The following is a 17,308-nucleotide window of genomic DNA, read 5'->3' as shown; positions in this document are numbered from 1 at the left end:
AATTGTCAGGAATGCTGACAAAAGCCAGCCTGCTATCCGCGCCAAAACGCCGCATCCTCTCTAAGCCTGTGTAATCGCTCGTTCGACGCGCGGGTAATAGAGCGCCATCGTCACCCCCCGCGCCACCTGGAAGCCCATGAAGGCGACCCACAGGCCGGTATTGCCCCAGAGCGGGATCAGCGCCTCCCCCAGCGCCACACACAGCACGAGGCAGGCGATCATCGCATTGCGCACTTCCACCGTGCGCGTGGCGCCCAGGAAGATACCGTCGAAGGTATAGCCCCAGACCGACAGCAGCGGCGCCGCGATGGCCCAGGGCAGCAGGGCATAGGCAGCCAGCCGGACCGCCTCGATGCCGGTCAGCACACGCACCAGCGCCGGCCCCACGGCCAGCCAGGCCAGCGCGAACAGCACGGCGAAGATCAGCGCCCACAGGAAACAGGTGCGTACCGCGCGGCGCACCTCCGCCCGGTCGCGGCTGCCGACGGCACGGCCGACCAGCACCTCGGCGGCATGGGCGAAGGCATCCAGCGCATAGGCCATGATCGACTGGAACTGCAGCATGATGGCGTTGGCGGCGAGCGTGATATCGCCCATCGACGCGCCCTTGGCGGTGAAATAGCCGAAGGCGGTCAGCAGGCATAGCGTACGGATGAAGATGTCGCGGTTCACCTTCACCATCTGCCTGAGCCGCACGGCATCGAGGATGAGGGTGCGGCGGAAACTGCCGCCCATTTCCGCCAGCAGCCGGCGCATGACGAGGAGGCCGAGCGCCAGCCCGGCATATTCGGCGATCACGCTGGCCGCGGCGACGCCTTCCACGCCCCAGCCGAAGCCCAGCACGAACAGCAGGTCGAGCACCAGGTTCACGATATTCATCGCCACCTGCATGAGCAGCGTCACCCGCGCCTTCTGCAGCGCCAGGAACCAGCCGATCAGCGCGAATTTGGCGAGCGCCGCCGGCGCCGACCAGATGCGGATCTCGAAATAGGCGGCGGCCTCCGCGCTGACATCGGCGCTGGCATCGATTGCCCACAGGGCCAGCGAGAGGATCGGCACCTGCAGGGCGATGGCCGCCAGCCCCAGCGATCCTGCCAGCAGAAGCGCGCGCGCCAGGGTGGAACGCACCTCGTCGGTATCGCCGGCCCCGGCTGCCTGCGCCGCCAGGCCGGTCGTGCCCATGCGCAGGAAGCCGAAGCTCCAGAACAGATAGTTGAACACCAGCGCGCCGACCGCGACCGCACCGATATAGTGCGGCGAGGACAGATGCCCGACCACCGCCGTATCGACCACGCCGATCAGCGGCACGGTGATGTTGGACAGGATGATCGGCCCGGCCAGCGCCCAGACGCGGCGGTTCATGTCGGTCGGGGCACCCGCGGGTTCTGGGTCTGGCTGGCGCATGCTGGCTGAGTCGCTGGCTGGCATCGGAAAAGGGTCGTGATCCTACGCCGGGGAGACCGGCCCGCCTAGCGCCGACATCCGTATCGGCCCAGTACAGGCTTGCAATCTCCAGCGGACAGGCGGATGCTCCCGCCGCTTCGGGATCACTGCCGGGTCTGGACTCTTGTCCCCTGCTCTCAATCTGCGTCCCATCCTGTTCGTGCTGGGCTGGCTGCTGACGGTTCTGGGCGCCGCCATGCTGATTCCCGTCGCCGTCGATCTGGCGGACGGCAACAGGGACTGGACCAGCTTCCTCGCCTCCGCCGTCATCACCGGCTTCGTCGGTGTCAGCCTCGTGCTGACCACGCGCGGCATGCCGCTGGTGCTGCGAAGGCAGCAGGCCTTCCTGCTGACCACGCTGGCCTGGGTGACCAGCGCCTTCTTCTCGGCGCTACCCTTCATGCTGTCGGACTACCGCCTGGACCTGGCCGACGCGCTGTTCGAGACTGTGTCCGGCCTGACCACCACCGGCTCCACGGTGATGACCGGGCTGGACGAGGCACCGCCGGGCCTGTTGCTTTGGCGCTCCCTGCTGCAATGGATGGGCGGCATCGGGATCATCGGTATGAGCATGGTGATCTTCCCGTTCCTGCGCATCGGCGGCATGCAGCTGTTCAAGACCGAATCCTCCGATACCTCCTCGGAGAAGATCCTGCCCTCGGTCGGACGTCTTGGCATCGCCATCGGCCTGGTCTATCTGGGCCTGACGGTCCTGTGCCTGCTGGCCTACTGGGCCGCCGGGATGAGCGGCTTCGATGCGGTGAACCACGCCATGACGACGCTGTCCACCGGCGGCTATTCCACCCATGACAGCTCCTTCGGTTATTTCGAGGAAGTGTCGATCCACTGGATCGCCGTGATCTTCATGGCCGCCGGCGCGCTGCCCTTCGCGCTCTATATCGGCGCCATCATGGGCAAGCCGACGCTGCTGCTGCGCGACCGGCAGGTCCGTGCCTTTCTGCTGTTCCTGGTGCTGGTCTGCCTGTCCATCGCGCTGTGGCTGACAGCGACCCAGGACATACCCTTCGACGAGGCGCTGACCCTGGCCAGCTTCAACGTCACCTCGGTCGTCACCACCACCGGCTTCGCGTCCGACGATTATTCGCTGTGGGGCGGCTATGTCGTGGTGTTCATGTTCCTGCTGATGACCGTGGGCGGCTGCACCGGCTCCACCACCGGCGGCATCAAGATGTTCCGCCTCGACATTGCGGTGAAGCTGTTCGGCAGCTATGTGCGCAGCCTGATCCTGCCGCACAGCGTGAATGTGCCCTTCTATCGCGGCACGCCGATCACCGACGATCTGGCGCGCGCCGTGCTGCTGTACATCTTCATGTTCGCGGCCAGCTGCGTGGCCCTGTCGGTGGCGCTGACCCTGTTCGGGCTGGATGCGCTGACCGCCTCCACCGCCGCCATCCAGGCCATCGGCAATGTCGGCCCCGGCCTCGGCCCGGTGGTCGGCCCGGCAGGCAATTTCGCCACCATCCAGGATGGTGCGAAATGGCTGCTGTCCTTCGGCATGCTGCTGGGGCGGCTGGAGTTCTTCACCGTGCTGGTGCTGTTCAGCCGGCGTTTCTGGGTCGCCTGACGGCAACCGACCCCCCGCTTTCTTCGTTTCACTCATTCCCGCGCCCATTGCGCCCGCGACCGCGAGGCCGCACCATGATTGCTGTACAACCCGGAAGGACGCACGCCTCATGACCTTCGACGTCACGAGCATCTTCATCCTGCTGACCGTGGTGATGGCGCTGTTCATCTGGGGCCGCTGGCGCTTCGATATCGTCGCCTTCGCGGCACTCATGGTAGCGACCGTGCTGGGGCTGGTACCGGCGGACGAGGCCTTCATGGGCTTCGGCCATCCGGCCACCGTGACCGTGGCTGCCGTGCTGATCATCAGCCGGGCGCTGTCCAATTCCGGCGTGGTGGACATGCTGACCAATGCGATCCAGCCGGCGACGCGCACCAACTTCACCCATATCTCCGCCTTCTCCGGGCTGGCGGCGCTGCTGTCGGCAATAATGAACAATGTCGGCGCGCTGGCCCTGATGATGCCGGCGGCCATCCAGTCGGCCCTGAACGCCAAGCGATCCCCGGCGACGATCCTGATGCCGCTCTCCTTCGCCTCGATCCTGGGCGGGCTGGTGACGCTGATCGGCACGCCGCCCAACATCATCATCGCCACCTACAGAGCTGACAGCGGCGACGGTCCCTTCACCATGTTCGACTTCACACCGGTGGGCGGGCTGGTGGCACTGGCCGGCATTGCCTTCGTCGCCACAATCGGCTGGCGGCTGATCCCGAAGGAAAGACGGTCGGCGGCCAGTTCGATGGACCTGTTCGACATTGAAAATTACGTTGCCGAAATGAATGTCGGCGAGAAGTCGAAAGTGGTTGGCCGCAGCTTCCAGGAGCTGGAAAAGGATATCGAGGAGATCGACGCCATCCTGATCGGGCTGGCGCGCGGCAACCGGTTCGTGCTGGCTGCCCGGCGGGACGAGGTGCTGCATGCCGGCGACGTGCTGCTGGTCGAGGCCGCGCCCGACGCCATCGGCAAGGTCGCTGACGCCCTGAAGCTGACCCTGCCGGGCACGCCGGAAGATGAAGAGGAAAAGGAAGAGGTTGAGGGCGAGAAGGCACCGCGCGAGGATCGGCTGCGCCGCCAGGACATGACCCTGGTGGAAGCAGTCGTGGCGCAGGATTCGCCGCTGATCGGCCAGACCCCCGCCTCCATGCGCATGCGCCGCCGGTTCAGCGTCAATCTGCTGGCGGTCTCCCGGCAGGGCCGACCCTATCGCGGGCGGCTGCGCTCCTTCCGCTTCCAGGTCGGCGACGTGCTGCTGCTGCAGGGCGAAAGCGACCGGCTGCCCGACATCGTTCAGCAGCTGGGCGGTCTGCCGCTGGCGCCACGCAAGCTGCAAGGCGGCAGCCGGCGGCTGGCGCTGCTGACGGTCGGCCTGTTCGCCGGTGCCGTTGCTGCCGCCGCTGTCGGGCTGATCGGCTTGCCCGTCGCCTTCGGCATCGCAGCGCTGGCTATGGTGGCCTTCGGCGCGGTCCGGCCGCGGGAGATCTATGAGAGCGTGGACTGGCCGATCATCGTGCTGCTGGGCGCGATGATCCCCATCGGCACCGCGATGGAAACAAGCGGCGCGGCGGAATTGCTGGCGGAATGGCTGATCCATGCCACTTTCGGCGCGCCCGCGGTGGTGACCCTGACGCTGTTGATGGTGCTGACCATGTGCCTCAGCGACATCATGAACAATGCCGCGACCGCGCTGGTGATGGCACCGATCAGCGTCAGCGTCGCGCAGGCGCTGGACGTCAATCCCGACCCGTTCCTGATGGCGGTGGCGATTGCCGCCTCCTGCGCCTTCCTGACCCCCATCGGCCACCAGAACAACGCGCTGATCCTGGGCCCCGGCGGCTACAAGTTCAGCGATTACTGGCGCATGGGCCTGCCGCTGGAAGTCCTGATCCTCGCCGTGGCTATTCCGGCGCTGCTGTTCTTCTGGCCGCTGTGAGGGGGAAGTTCTCTTTCGCCCTGAGAAGCCCGCTTCAGCAGGCGTCAGCAAAGGACAAAGAAAAACCCTCTCCCCTTGCGGGAGAGGGTGCGAGCGTCAGCGAGCGGGTGAGGGGGCGGCTCCGCCCATGCAATCACCCCTCACCCAGCATCGCCTAATCTCGCCGCTGGCTCGATAAGGCGGATGCATCCCTCTCCCGCAAGGGGAGAGGGTTCTATGCTCAGATGTGGATGGGCCGGCCGTGGACCGCCAGCGCCGCTTCCTTCACCGCCTCGTTCAGCGTCGGATGGCCGTGGCAGGTCATGGCGATGTCCTCGGCCGACGCACCGAAGGCCATGGCGGTGGCGACCTCGTGGATCAGCGTGCCGGCCTCGGCGCCCAGTATGTGGCAGCCCAGCACCCGGTCGGTCTTCGCGTCGGCCAGGATCTTCACCAGACCGTCGGTCATGTTCATGGCGCGCGCGCGGCCATTGGCCGTGAAGGGGAACTTGCCGACCTTGTACTCGACCTTGGCCGCCTTCAGCTCCTCTTCGGTCTTGCCGATGGAGGCGACTTCCGGCCAGGTATAGACGATGCCCGGTACAAGGTCGTAATCCACATGGGCGGCCTCACCGGCCATGATTTCGACGGCGGCGATGCCGTCCTCCTCCGCCTTGTGCGCCAGCATCGGCCCCGGAATCGCATCGCCGATGGCGTAGATGCCGTTCACGCTGGTCTGGTAATCCTCATCGACCTGGATGAAGCCGCGCTTGTCCATCGCCACGCCCAGTTTGTTGAGGCCGAGGCCCTGGGTGTAGGGGCGGCGGCCGATGGCGACCAGCACCACATCGGCCTTCAGTTCCTCGGCCTTGCCGCCGGCAGCGGGCTCGACCGTCAGGGTGACGCCGGTCTTCGCCTTCTTGGCGCCGGTAACCTTGCTGCCCAGCATGAACTTGAAGCCCTGCTTGGTCAGCACGCGCTGGAACTGCTTGCCGATATCGCCATCCATGGTCGGGACGATGCGGTCGAGGAATTCGACAACGGTCACCTCGGCACCGAGACGGCGCCAGACCGAGCCCATTTCCAGCCCGATCACGCCGCCGCCGATCACCACCAGATGCTTCGGCACGCTGGTAAGGTCCAGCGCCCCGGTGGAGGTAACGATCTGCTTCTCGTCGATCTCCACGCCCGGCAGCGGGGTCGATTCCGAGCCGGTGGCGATCAGGATCTTGCCGGCCTTCAGCGTGCGGGTCTTGCCGTCGTCCGCCGTCACCAGCACCTCGCCGGCCTTCGGGATGGAACCGGTACCGACGACCTGCTCGATCTTGTTCTTCTTGAACAGGAAGGCGACGCCATTGACGTTGGAGGCAACGACACCGTCCTTGTGCGCCATCATTTGCTTCATGTTCAGCTTCGGCTTGCCGACATCGACGCCGAAGGCGGCCAGCCCGTCCACCGCCTCGTGATACTTCTCCGAGGCGGCCAGCAGGGCCTTGGACGGGATACAGCCGATATTCAGGCAGGTGCCGCCCAGCGTGGCGCGCTTCTCCACGCAGGCGACCTTCATACCGAGCTGTGCGGCGCGGATTGCCGCCACATAGCCGCCGGGGCCGCTGCCGATCACCACAAGGTCGAAGCTGTCAGCCATGATGGTTCCTTAAGAGTTTCGTAAGCCGATTACATGTCCAGCAGCAGGCGCTGCGGGTCTTCCACGGCATCCTTCAGGCGCACCAGGAAGGTGACCGCCTCGCGGCCGTCGATGATGCGGTGGTCGTAGCTGAGCGCCACATACATCATCGGCCGGATCTCGACCTTGTCGCCGATCGCCATCGGGCGCTTCTGGATCTTGTGCATGCCCAGGATGCCAGACTGCGGCGGGTTCAGGATCGGCGTGGACATCAGCGAGCCATAGACGCCGCCATTCGAGATGGTGAAGGTACCGCCCGACATGTCGTCCAGCGACAGCTTGCCGTCGCGGGCCTTCACGCCCAGCTCGTTGATCGCCTTTTCGACACCGGCGAAGGACAGGTGATCCGCCCCGCGCAGCACCGGCACCACCAGACCCTGCGGCGTGCCGACGGCAACGCCAATGTCGTAGTAGTTCTTGTAGATGATGTCGTCGCCGTCGATCTCGGCATTCACCGCCGGCAGCTCCTTCAGCGCGGCGATGGCGGCCTTCACGAAGAAGGACATGAAGCCCAGCTTCACGCCGTGCTTCTTCTCGAACTCGTCCTTGAACTGGTTGCGCAGCGCCATGACGTTCGTCATGTCGATCTCGTTGAAGGTGGTCAGCATCGCCGCCGTGTTCTGCGCCTCCTTCAGGCGCTGGGCGATACGCTGGCGCAGGCGCGTCATGCGCACCCGCTCCTCATCCTCGCGGTCGGCGCGCGGGGCCTTCGGGGCCGCCGGGGCAGCGCCGCCCGCAGCAGGGGCGCCATAGATCACCTTGGCGGTGCCGGCCTCGATGGCCTTCTGCACATCTTCCTTTACCAGGCGGCCATCCTTGCCGGAGGCTTGAATCTTGCGCGGATCGAGATTGTGCTCGTCGATCAGCTTCTTCACCGCAGGCGACAGCACCTTGTCGTAGGTGGCAGACGCCGGAGCGGCAGCAGCCGGGGCCGGGGCAGGTGCCGGCTTCGGCGCGGCGGGAGCCGCCGCAGGCGCGGGAGCAGCCTTGGCCTCTTCCTTCTTCGGCTCTTCCTTGGCAGCCGGCTTGCCGGCGGCAGGAGCGGCGGTCGCCTTCTCGTCGATGGTGCCGAGCAGGGCGCCGACCTCGACATTGGCGCCTTCTTTCACGGCGATCTCGGCCAGCACGCCGGCGGCGGAGGCGTTCACCTCCAGCGTCACCTTGTCGGTCTCAAGCTCGACCAGCGGCTCGTCCATGGCGACGGCGTCGCCCACCTTCTTCATCCATTTGGCGACAGTCGCCTCGGTGACCGATTCGCCCAGCGTCGGAACCTTGATTTCGGTGGCCATGCCTTCTCCGCTTCGTTGGCCGGCCCCTCCATGCGGGAGAGGGCCGGTTTGCCTGTCCTGCGGCGCCTTATCTGGCGCCGATACCCGTTGCGCCGGTCAGAGCTTGCCCGTCAGGGCCTCCTCCACCAGCTTCGCCTGCTCCATATTGTGCCGCTTCAGCAGACCGGTCGCGGTCGCCGCCGCCGCCGGCCGGCCGACATAGACCGGGCGCTTGTGCTTGGCGCCGATCTCGGTCAGCACCGCCTCGATCTTGCGGTCCACGAAGGTCCAGGAACCCATGTTCTCCGGCTCTTCCTGGCACCAGACCACCTCGGCCTTCGGGAAGCGCTTCAGCTCCGCCGCCAGCGCCTTGTGCGGGAACGGATAGAGCTGCTCAAGGCGCAGGAAGAACACGTCCTTGATGCCGCGCTTCGCCCGCTCCTCATACAGGTCGTAATAGACCTTGCCGGAGCACAGCACGACGCGCTTCACATCCTTGTCGTCGCACAGGATCTCGTTGTCGTAGAGCACCCGGTGGAAGGTCGTGCCCTCGGCCATGTCGGCCAGGGTGGAGACCGCCAGCTTGTGCCGCAGCAGTGACTTCGGCGTCATGATGATCAGCGGCTTGCGGAACTTCCGGTGCAGCTGACGGCGCAGGGCGTGGAAGTAGTTCGCCGGGGTGGTGATGTTCACCACCTGCATATTGTCTTCCGCGCACTGCTGGAGATAGCGCTCCAGCCGGGCCGAGGAATGTTCCGGCCCCTGGCCCTCATAACCGTGCGGCAGCAGCATGACGAGACCCGACATGCGCAGCCACTTGTTCTCGCCGGAGCTGATGAACTGGTCGATGACGACCTGCGCGCCGTTGGCGAAATCGCCGAACTGCGCTTCCCACAGCACCAGGGCCCGCGGCTCCGACAGGGTGTAGCCATATTCGAAGCCCAGCACCGACATCTCGGCCAGCGGGCTGTCGATCACCTCGAACTGCGCCTGGTTTTCCGACAGGTTCGCCAGCGGGATGTAGCGCTCCTCCGTCTTCTGGTCGATGACCACGGCATGGCGCTGCGAGAAGGTGCCACGGCCGCTGTCCTGGCCAGACAGGCGCACCGGATAGCCCTCGGTCAGCAGCGTACCGAAGGCCAGAGCCTCGCCGGTCGCCCAGTCGAGATTCTCGCCGGCTTCCAGGCGCTTCTTGCGGTCTTCCATCTGGCGGACCAGCTTGCGGTTCGCCTCGACGCCCTCGGGGATCTCGCACAGCTTCAGGCCGATCTCGCGCAGCTTTTCCAGCGGCACCGCCGTCTCGCCACGCCGGTCATCGCCCGACGCCGTCTCCATGCCGGCCCACGCGCCTTCCAGCCAGTCCGCCTTGTTCGGCTTGTAGCTGTTGGCCGCCTGGAATTCCTCCTCCAGATGGGCCATGAAGTCCTTCTCGACCTGGTCGGCCTCGTCCTGCGTCAGCAGCTTTTCCTCGACCAGGCGCTGGGCATAGAGCTTGCGCACCGAGGTGTGCTGGCCGATGGCGTCGTACATCAGCGGCTGGGTGTAGGCCGGCTCGTCGCCTTCGTTATGGCCGAAGCGGCGGTAGCAGAACATGTCGATGACCACGTCGCTGCCGAATTCCTGGCGGAACTCGGTGGCGATGCGGGCGACATGGACGACCGATTCCGGGTCGTCGCCATTCACATGGAAGATCGGCGCCTCGACCATCTTCGCCACATCGCTCGGATAGGGCGAGGAGCGCGAATAGGCCGGGCTGGTGGTGAAGCCGATCTGGTTGTTGATGATCAGGTGAAGGGTGCCGCCGGTGCGGTAGCCCTTCAGCTCCGACATGCCGAAACATTCGGCCACGATGCCCTGGCCGGCGAAGGCGGCATCGCCGTGGATCAGCAGGCCCAGCACCTTGCGGCGCTCGGTGTCCTTCAGCTGCGTCTGCTTGGCGCGCACCTTGCCCAGCACCACCGCATCGACGACTTCCAGATGCGAGGGGTTGGCGGTCAGCGACAGATGCACCGACTTGCCGTCGAACTCGCGGTCAGTCGAGGTGCCGAGATGGTACTTCACGTCGCCCGAGCCCTGCACATCCGACGGGTTCGCCGGGTTGCCCTGGAACTCCGAGAAGACCGCGCGGAACGGCTTGCCCATGAAATTGGTCAGCACGTTCAGGCGGCCACGATGGGCCATTCCGACGACGATCTCCTGGACGCCGAGCTGACCGCCGCGCTTGACGATCTGCTCCAGCGCCGGAATCGCCGCCTCACCGCCATCCAGGCCGAAGCGCTTGGTGCCGGTGTACTTCACATGCAGGAAGCGCTCGAAGGATTCGGCCGCGGTCAGCCGCTCCAGGATCGCCTTCTTGCCGTTCTCGGTGAATTCGGTGTGGTTGCGGATGCCCTCGATGCGCTCCTGCAGCCAGGCCTTCTTCGCCGGGTCGGAAATATGGGTATATTCGACGCCGATATTGCCGCAATAGGTGTCGCGCAGGATCGACATGATCTCGCGCAGCGACGCCTTTTCCCGGCCCAGCACATTGGCCAGATAGATCGGCCGGTCCATGTCGGCCTCGGTGAAGCCGAAATGCGCGGGGTCGAGTTCCGGATGCGGGAAGCGCGTGCCGGCAAGACCCAGCGGATCGAGGTTGGACACCAGATGGCCGCGCGCCCGGTAGGCGCGGATGATCATCAGCGCCCGGATCGAATCCATGGCCGCGGCCTTGACCTCCGCCTCGGACATTGCCGGGGCGGCGCCATTCGCCTTCCCCTTGACCGGCTTTGCCGCTTCGGGGTCTGGCACGCCGATAATGCGGGTGCGGTCCTTTGACCAGCTCGGCTGTTCGACCGCGACGCCATTGGCCTCGGTCAGTTCGCCGAACACGGCCTGCCAGCTGGCATCCACCGAGCCGGGATTGTCCAGGTACCGGGCGTACAGCTCGGCGATGAATGGCGCGTTCGCGCCGGAGAAAACGGAATCGATATCGATGCTATTTGCCATGGCGCCTTGTGGCGCGGCGCGTCCGCCGCGCTCCCTTGTCAATTGACGACGCTAGCCCTTCATCAGGGACAGCATGCTGCTGCCGAGGCTGGCCGGGGAATCCGCGACCGTGATGCCGGCCGAACGCATGGCCTCCATCTTGTCCCCGGCACCGCCCTTGCCGCCGGCGATGATCGCGCCGGCATGCCCCATGCGCCGGCCCGGCGGGGCCGTGACGCCGGCGATGAAGCCGACCACCGGCTTCTTCACCTTGCTCTGCTTCAGGAATTCGGCTGCCTCTTCCTCGGCGGAACCGCCGATTTCGCCGATCATGATGATGCCCTGGGTATCGGGATCGCCCAGGAACATATCGAGGCAGTCGATGAAGTTGGTGCCGTTCACCGGATCGCCGCCGATGCCGATGCAGGTGGACTGGCCGAGGCCGGCCGCCGTGGTCTGCGCGACGGCTTCATAGGTCAGCGTGCCCGACCGGCTGACGATGCCGATCTTGCCCGGCCGGTGGATATGGCCCGGCATGATGCCGATCTTGCACTGGTCCGGCGTGATGACACCCGGGCAGTTCGGCCCGACCAGGCGGGTCTTCGAGCCGGCCAGCGCGCGCTTCACCGCCACCATGTCGATTACCGGGATACCTTCGGTGATGCACACGACCAGCGGGATTTCCGCGTCCACCGCTTCCAGGATGGCGTCCGCCGCGAAGGGCGGCGGGACGTAGATCACCGAGGCGTCGGCGCCGGTCTTGGCGACCGCGTCGGCGACTGTGTCGAACACCGGCAGGTCGAGATGTGTGGTGCCGCCCTTACCGGGGGTCACGCCGCCGACCATCCTGGTGCCGTAGGCAATCGCCTGCTCGGAATGGAAGGTGCCCTGCGCGCCGGTGAAGCCCTGGCAGATGACCTTGGTGTTGCGATCGACCAGAACAGCCATTACTGGGCCTCCTTCACGGCCTTGACGACCTTTTCGGCCGCGTCGGCCAGGTTATCGGCGGAAATGATCGGCAGCCCGGATTCGGACAGGATCTTCTTGCCAAGCTCGACATTGGTGCCTTCCAGGCGCACCACAAGAGGCACATGCAGGCTGACCTCGCGGGCCGCCGCCACCACGCCTTCCGCGATCACGTCGCAGCGCATGATGCCGCCGAAGATGTTCACCAGGATGCCTTCGACATTCGGGTCGGACAGGATGATCTTGAAGGCGGTGGTCACACGCTCCTTGGTGGCGCCGCCGCCGACATCCAGGAAGTTGGCCGGCTCGCCGCCATAGAGCTTGATGATATCCATGGTCGCCATGGCAAGGCCAGCGCCGTTCACCATGCAGCCGATATTGCCGTCCAGCTTCACATAGTTGAGGCCGTGCTTGGTGGCCTCCAGCTCCATCGGATTCTCTTCATCCTCGTCGCGCAGCTCCTCGATGTCCGCATGGCGGAACAGCGCGTTGTCGTCGAAGTTCACCTTGGCGTCGAGCGCGATGACGCTGCCGTCGCCGGTGACGACCAGCGGGTTGATCTCGACGATGGAGCAATCCAGCTCGGTGAAGGCCTTGTACATGGCCAGCATGAACTTCACCGCCGCGTTCACCTGCTTGCCCTCAAGGCCGAGGCCGAAGGCGATCTGGCGGGCGTGGAAGGCCTGCATGCCGGTGGCCGGGTCGATGGCGACCTTCAGGATCTTCTCCGGATGCTCGGCCGCAACCTCCTCGATCTCCATGCCGCCTTCGGTCGAGGCCATCACGGTGATGCGGCTGGTGGCGCGGTCGATCAGCATACCGAGATAGAGCTCGCGCTTGATGTCGCAGCCTTCCTCGACATAGACCCGTGTCACTTCCTTGCCTTCGGCACCGGTCTGCTTGGTGACCAGCACCTTGCCGATCATCGCCTGGGCATTGGCCTGGACGTCATCGACCGACTTCACGACGCGCACGCCGCCCTTGCCGTTCGGATCGTCCTTGAAGCGCCCGGCGCCACGGCCGCCCGCATGGATCTGCGACTTCACGACATAGACGGGGCCACCAAGGCTCTTGGCCACCTCGGCCGCCTGCGCGGCGGTGTAGGCGACGCCGCCCTTGGGCACGGCGACGCCGTATTTCGCCATGAGCTGCTTGGCCTGGTATTCGTGGATATTCATGCGGTCAGCCTTCCCGGCAATTGCATCGATGTGGGGGGAAGCGGATGCGCCATCGACCGGCGGTGCAACGCAGGCCCCACTCCTGCGCCTCTCCGCCGGCCCTCCGGTACTCTAACACCCAATGGCCCGGGTTCAACCAAGCCAAGGGCGCTCCTTCATATTCAGCCCGCCGAGGCGTCCATGTTCTTCACGACCTCGACCAGCGCCTTCACGGCACCGACCGAATGGTCGAACATCTTCTTCTCGTCGGCATTCAGTTCGATCTCGACAATGCGCTCGACGCCCTTCGCGCCGATCACCACCGGCACGCCGACATACAGACCGTCGAGGCCGTAGGCGCCCTTCACATAGGCGGCGCAGGGCAGCACGCGCTTCTTGTCGCGCAGGTAGCTCTCGGCCATCTGGATCGCCGAGGAGGCCGGCGCGTAGAAGGCCGAGCCGGTCTTCAGCAGACCGACGATCTCCGCACCGCCATCACGGGTACGCTGCACGATCTGGTCGATCTTCTCCTGCGTGGACCAGCCCAACTTGATCAGGTCCGGCACCGGGATGCCGGCGACGGCGGAATAGCGCACCAGCGGCACCATCGTGTCGCCATGGCCGCCCAGCACGAAGGCGTTCACATCCTCGACCGAGACCTTGAATTCCTCGGCCAGGAAATAGCGGAAGCGCGCCGAGTCCAGCACGCCGGCCATGCCGACGACCTTCTCGTGCGGCAGGCCGCAGGCCTCGCGCAGCACGCCGACCATCACGTCCAGCGGGTTGGTGATGCAGATCACGAAGGCATCGGGGCAGTGCGCCTTGATGCCGGCGCCGACCGAGCGCATGACCTTGGTGTTGATACCGACCAGGTCGTCGCGGCTCATGCCCGGCTTGCGCGGCACGCCGGCGGTGACGATGACGACATCGGCACCCTTCAGATCGGCATAGTCGTTGGTGCCGGAAACCGCCGCGTCGAAATCCTCGACCGGGGAGGCCTGCGCGATGTCCAGCGCCTTGCCCTGCGGCATGCCCTCGGCAATGTCGAACAGGACGATGTCGCCCAGCTCCTTCAGGCCTGCCAGAAGGGCGAGGGTGCCGCCGATATTGCCGGCGCCGACGAGTGCGATCTTGTTCCGTGCCATGAATCCGCTCCGCTTGCGATGGTAAGGGCCGTCTATTGACAAAACCTTACGGCCTGCGCCGCGTCAGACTCTGTTACCGGCTGCCCGGTGGCCGGCCGCCAAAGGCCGGTCATCGCGCGTGCCGCCATGGCCTGCCGCGCCGCGAAAAAGTGTCGGGTTACTAGCGCGATTCCGAGGAGGGGGCAAGGGAAAGCGGTCGCTGAAACAATCCCTTCTCCAGAATCGCTCATTGTGCTGCCGCCACGGCTTCGGGCTCGGCCGATTCCGTCGCCCGGCCCAGATGCGGGGCAGCGATGTAATCGGCTGACTGCATCTCCATCAGGCGGCTGACCGTGCGCTGGAACTCGAAGGCGCCATCGCCCTCCCGATACAGCGTCTCCGGCGCCGATTCGGCGGAGCAGACGAAGTTCGCCTTGCGCTCGTACAGCGCATCGACCAGGTGGATGAAGCGCCGGGCCTCGTTGCGGTTCTCCTTGCCGAGGCGCGGGATGCCCTCGACAATGACCGTGTGGTAGCGGTCGGCGATGGCGAGATAGTCCGACGCGCCCAGCGCCTTGCGACACAGATCGTCGAAGGAGAACCAGGCAACGCCGCGCGCCGCCTTTGGCACCGGCACGAGGCGGCCCAGCACGCTGACACTGTCCGGCGCGCCGGACGCGCCATCGGTCAACTCGCGGAAGATATTTTCCAGTGCCGCGGCGGCCTTCTCGTCCAGCGGCGCATGATAGACCGGCATGCCGCGCAGCCGGTCGAGCCGGTAGTCGGTGTCGCCGCTGACCGACAGTACGTCCAGCTTCTGCTTTACGAGGTCGATGAAGGGCAGGAAGCGCTCGCGCTGCAGCCCGCCCTTATAAAGATCGTCCGGCGCCTTGTTGGAGGTGGCGACCACGACGACGCCCAGCGCGAACAGCGCCTCGAACAGCCGGCCCAGGATCATCGCATCGGCGATGTCGTTCACGTCGAACTCGTCGAAGCAGAGCAGCCAGGCCTCGGCGGCGATCTCCTTCGCGGTCGGCGGGATCGGGTCGCCGCCTTCCTTCTTCGCCTGCTGGCGCAGCCGGTGCAGGCGGCCATGTACCTCGGCCATGAATTCGTGGAAATGCACGCGGCGCTTCTTCTCGACCGGCGCGCCGGCGAAGAACAAATCCATCACCATGGATTTGCCGCGCCCGACCGGGCCGTAGAAATAAATGCCCTGCGGCGGCGGCGTGACATCCTTGTGCCGACGCCCGAAGCCGAAGCGCGCGAACCAGCCTTCCTCGCCACCGCCATTCGGGCGGTGGTTCTTCAAGGCATTATGCAGGCTCTGCAGCTTCTCGACCGCCAGTTCCTGATGCTGGTCGGGCTTCAGCGCGCCCTCGGCCTTTTGCTGCCGGTAGAGATGAAGCGGTCCGTCGGACATGCCCTGCCATGTGGGTCTGGATGATCGGTCCGCCAAGGATTTACCCGACAGCGGTTAACAAAGAAAGAATCTCTAGCGCATCCATTCGTCAGGATAGACGCCCCAGGTCTCGATCGGCTGCACCCAGCCGGTAAGGCCCGCCGCCTTGACCCGGCACCAGGCGGGGCGGCATTCCTGCAGTTCGCCGATCACGCCGGGTTCCACCTTTGCTACCAGCGGCGCGCTTTCCGTCGGCTCGCGGCGTAGGCTGGCGAGCGGCGCGGTGAAGACGATGGTGCGCTTGCCCGACAGCAGGCTCTGATGCACCCAGCCCTCGGTGCCCTCGACATCGCGGATGCGCCGCCAGGTATCGAACTCGGCGACGATCTCCACCGGCATGTCCTTGCGCAGGAATACCCAGTCGATGGGGTAGCGCACGCCGGGGCCGGTGCGGATGTTCACCTCGCCGGAGCGCAGCGAGACGAAGCGCGGGATCGGCAGGCCGGAGGGGCTCTGCTGCGCCTGGACCAGCGCCGGCAGCAGCGCCACCAGCATCGCAAGGCAGGCCAGCGCAGGCAGGAGGATTCGGCGGGGCAATGTGGCTGATGTCATCGATTCGGCGGCGGATGCGTATCGGAAAGCTGGACCCTAGCAGACGGCGTATTATAACGGTGCAGCTTTCACCCGGTACAGGTCAAGCGGGCGGGATGCGCGCCTGCGCTACATCATGCTAGGGTCTGTCGCAAGGGCAGGGCTGGAAACAGGGTCAAGAGGAAGGCCCAAGAGGAAGGCAGGGACGGGACAATGCCGAACAGCGCCAAGAAACCGACCATCGTGGTCACCCGCAAGCTGCCGGACGCGGTCGAGACCCGCATGATGGAGCTGTTCGACGCGCGCCTGAACCTCGACGACCGGCCGATGACCCCGGCGGAGCTGATCGAGGCGGTGAAGGTGGCCGATGTGCTGGTGCCGACCGTTACCGACCGCGTGGATGCCCGCATCCTGGCGCAGGCCGGCCCGCAGCTGCGGCTCATCGCCTCCTTCGGCACCGGCGTCGATCACATCGACCTGGCGACGGCCCGGCAGAAGGGCATCACCGTCACCAACACACCGGGCGTGCTGACCGAAGACACCGCCGATATGACGATGGCGCTGGTGCTTGCCGTGTCGCGCCGGCTGACCGAGGGCGAGCGGCTTGTGCGCTCCGGCACCTGGGAGGGCTGGGGGCCGACGCTGATGCTGGGCCACCGCATCGGCGGCAAGCGGCTGGGCATCATCGGCATGGGCCGGATCGGCCAGGCAGTGGCGAAGCGCGCGCGGGGCTTCGGCCTGTCGATCCACTACCACAACCGGCGGCGCGTCCATCCCGACATCGAGGCCGAGCTGGAGGCCACATACTGGGAAAGCCTGGACCAGATGCTGGCCCGCATGGATGTGATCTCGATCAACTGCCCGCACACGCCGGCAACCTATCACCTGCTCTCCGCCCGGCGGCTGAAGCTGCTGCGCCCGACCAGCTTCGTCGTGAACACCTCGCGCGGCGAGGTGATCGACGAGAATGCGCTGGCACGCGCGCTGGCCGGGCGCGAGATCGCCGGTGCCGGCCTCGATGTGTTCGAGCACGAGCCGGCGATCAACCCGAAGCTGCTGGAACTCGACAATGTGGTGCTGATGCCGCATATGGGCTCGGCCACCATCGAGGGCCGCATCGATATGGGCGAGAAGGTCATCATCAACATCAAGACCTTCATCGACGGCCACACCCCGCCCGACCGCGTGCTGGAGCAGATGTTCTAACCA

12 protein-coding genes are annotated in these 17,308 nt (G+C 65.8%); 3 read left to right on the top strand and 9 right to left on the bottom strand.

Annotated features, from left to right (window positions below; genetic code table 11):
* Positions 1–60 precede the first annotated feature (60 nt).
* Positions 61–1,362, bottom strand: a complete 1,302-nt coding sequence (locus MK313_RS03075; protein ID WP_287780067.1) for an MATE family efflux transporter — start codon at positions 1,360–1,362, stop codon at positions 61–63.
* Between the two features lie 205 nt (positions 1,363–1,567).
* Between MK313_RS03075 and MK313_RS03070 the strand changes: the two genes are divergently transcribed.
* A complete protein-coding gene (locus MK313_RS03070; protein WP_287780066.1) occupies positions 1,568–3,028 on the top strand; it encodes a TrkH family potassium uptake protein in 1,461 nt (486 codons plus the stop codon).
* A 109-nt stretch (positions 3,029–3,137) separates the two neighbouring features.
* The gene (locus MK313_RS03065; protein WP_287780065.1) at positions 3,138–4,958 is read left to right on the top strand and encodes an SLC13 family permease; all 1,821 of its coding nucleotides are present in this window, start codon (positions 3,138–3,140) and stop codon (positions 4,956–4,958) included.
* 220 nt (positions 4,959–5,178) lie between these two features.
* Here the strand turns inward: MK313_RS03065 and lpdA are convergent, their stop codons facing one another.
* The 8 genes from lpdA to MK313_RS03025 all read right to left on the bottom strand — a co-directional run bounded on the left by lpdA (position 5,179) and on the right by MK313_RS03025 (position 16,105).
* On the bottom strand, positions 5,179–6,585 hold the full coding sequence (gene lpdA / locus MK313_RS03060) for a dihydrolipoyl dehydrogenase (protein ID WP_287780064.1): 1,407 nt from the start codon (positions 6,583–6,585) through the stop codon (positions 5,179–5,181).
* 29 nt (positions 6,586–6,614) lie between these two features.
* The gene (gene odhB, locus MK313_RS03055; protein WP_287780063.1) at positions 6,615–7,913 is read right to left on the bottom strand and encodes a 2-oxoglutarate dehydrogenase complex dihydrolipoyllysine-residue succinyltransferase; all 1,299 of its coding nucleotides are present in this window, start codon (positions 7,911–7,913) and stop codon (positions 6,615–6,617) included.
* Between the two features lie 96 nt (positions 7,914–8,009).
* Positions 8,010–10,880, bottom strand: coding sequence for a 2-oxoglutarate dehydrogenase E1 component (locus MK313_RS03050; protein ID WP_287780062.1), 2,871 nt, complete (start codon positions 10,878–10,880; stop codon positions 8,010–8,012).
* 51 nt (positions 10,881–10,931) lie between these two features.
* Positions 10,932–11,807 (bottom strand): succinate--CoA ligase subunit alpha, encoded by an 876-nt coding sequence (gene sucD, locus MK313_RS03045; RefSeq protein WP_287780061.1) that lies wholly within the window; start codon positions 11,805–11,807, stop codon positions 10,932–10,934.
* The gene (gene sucC / locus MK313_RS03040) at positions 11,807–13,003 is read right to left on the bottom strand and encodes an ADP-forming succinate--CoA ligase subunit beta (RefSeq protein WP_287780060.1); all 1,197 of its coding nucleotides are present in this window, start codon (positions 13,001–13,003) and stop codon (positions 11,807–11,809) included. The genes sucD and sucC overlap by 1 nt, the downstream gene beginning before the upstream one ends.
* A 161-nt stretch (positions 13,004–13,164) precedes the next feature.
* On the bottom strand, positions 13,165–14,127 hold the full coding sequence (gene mdh, locus MK313_RS03035) for a malate dehydrogenase (protein ID WP_287780059.1): 963 nt from the start codon (positions 14,125–14,127) through the stop codon (positions 13,165–13,167).
* A gap of 226 nt (positions 14,128–14,353) precedes the next feature.
* Positions 14,354–15,529 carry a cell division protein ZapE gene (gene zapE, locus MK313_RS03030; protein ID WP_287780058.1) on the bottom strand — a complete coding sequence of 392 codons (1,176 nt, stop codon included), beginning with the start codon at positions 15,527–15,529 and terminating at the stop codon, positions 14,354–14,356.
* A gap of 72 nt (positions 15,530–15,601) precedes the next feature.
* Complete coding sequence (locus MK313_RS03025; RefSeq protein ID WP_237740151.1) at positions 15,602–16,105, bottom strand: SH3 domain-containing protein; 504 nt, start codon at positions 16,103–16,105, stop codon at positions 15,602–15,604.
* A gap of 207 nt (positions 16,106–16,312) precedes the next feature.
* Here MK313_RS03025 and MK313_RS03020 point away from each other — a divergent pair, with 207 nt between their 5' ends.
* On the top strand, positions 16,313–17,305 hold the full coding sequence (locus MK313_RS03020; RefSeq protein ID WP_287780057.1) for a 2-hydroxyacid dehydrogenase: 993 nt from the start codon (positions 16,313–16,315) through the stop codon (positions 17,303–17,305).
* The last annotated feature ends 3 nt before the right edge of the window (positions 17,306–17,308 follow it).

The organism is Oceanibaculum sp., assembly GCF_022449305.1.
GTDB classification, from domain to species: Bacteria; Pseudomonadota; Alphaproteobacteria; order Oceanibaculales; family Oceanibaculaceae; genus Oceanibaculum; species Oceanibaculum indicum.
Note: the sequence above shows the minus strand (reverse complement) of the source record. Positions and strands in the feature narration are given on the sequence as shown.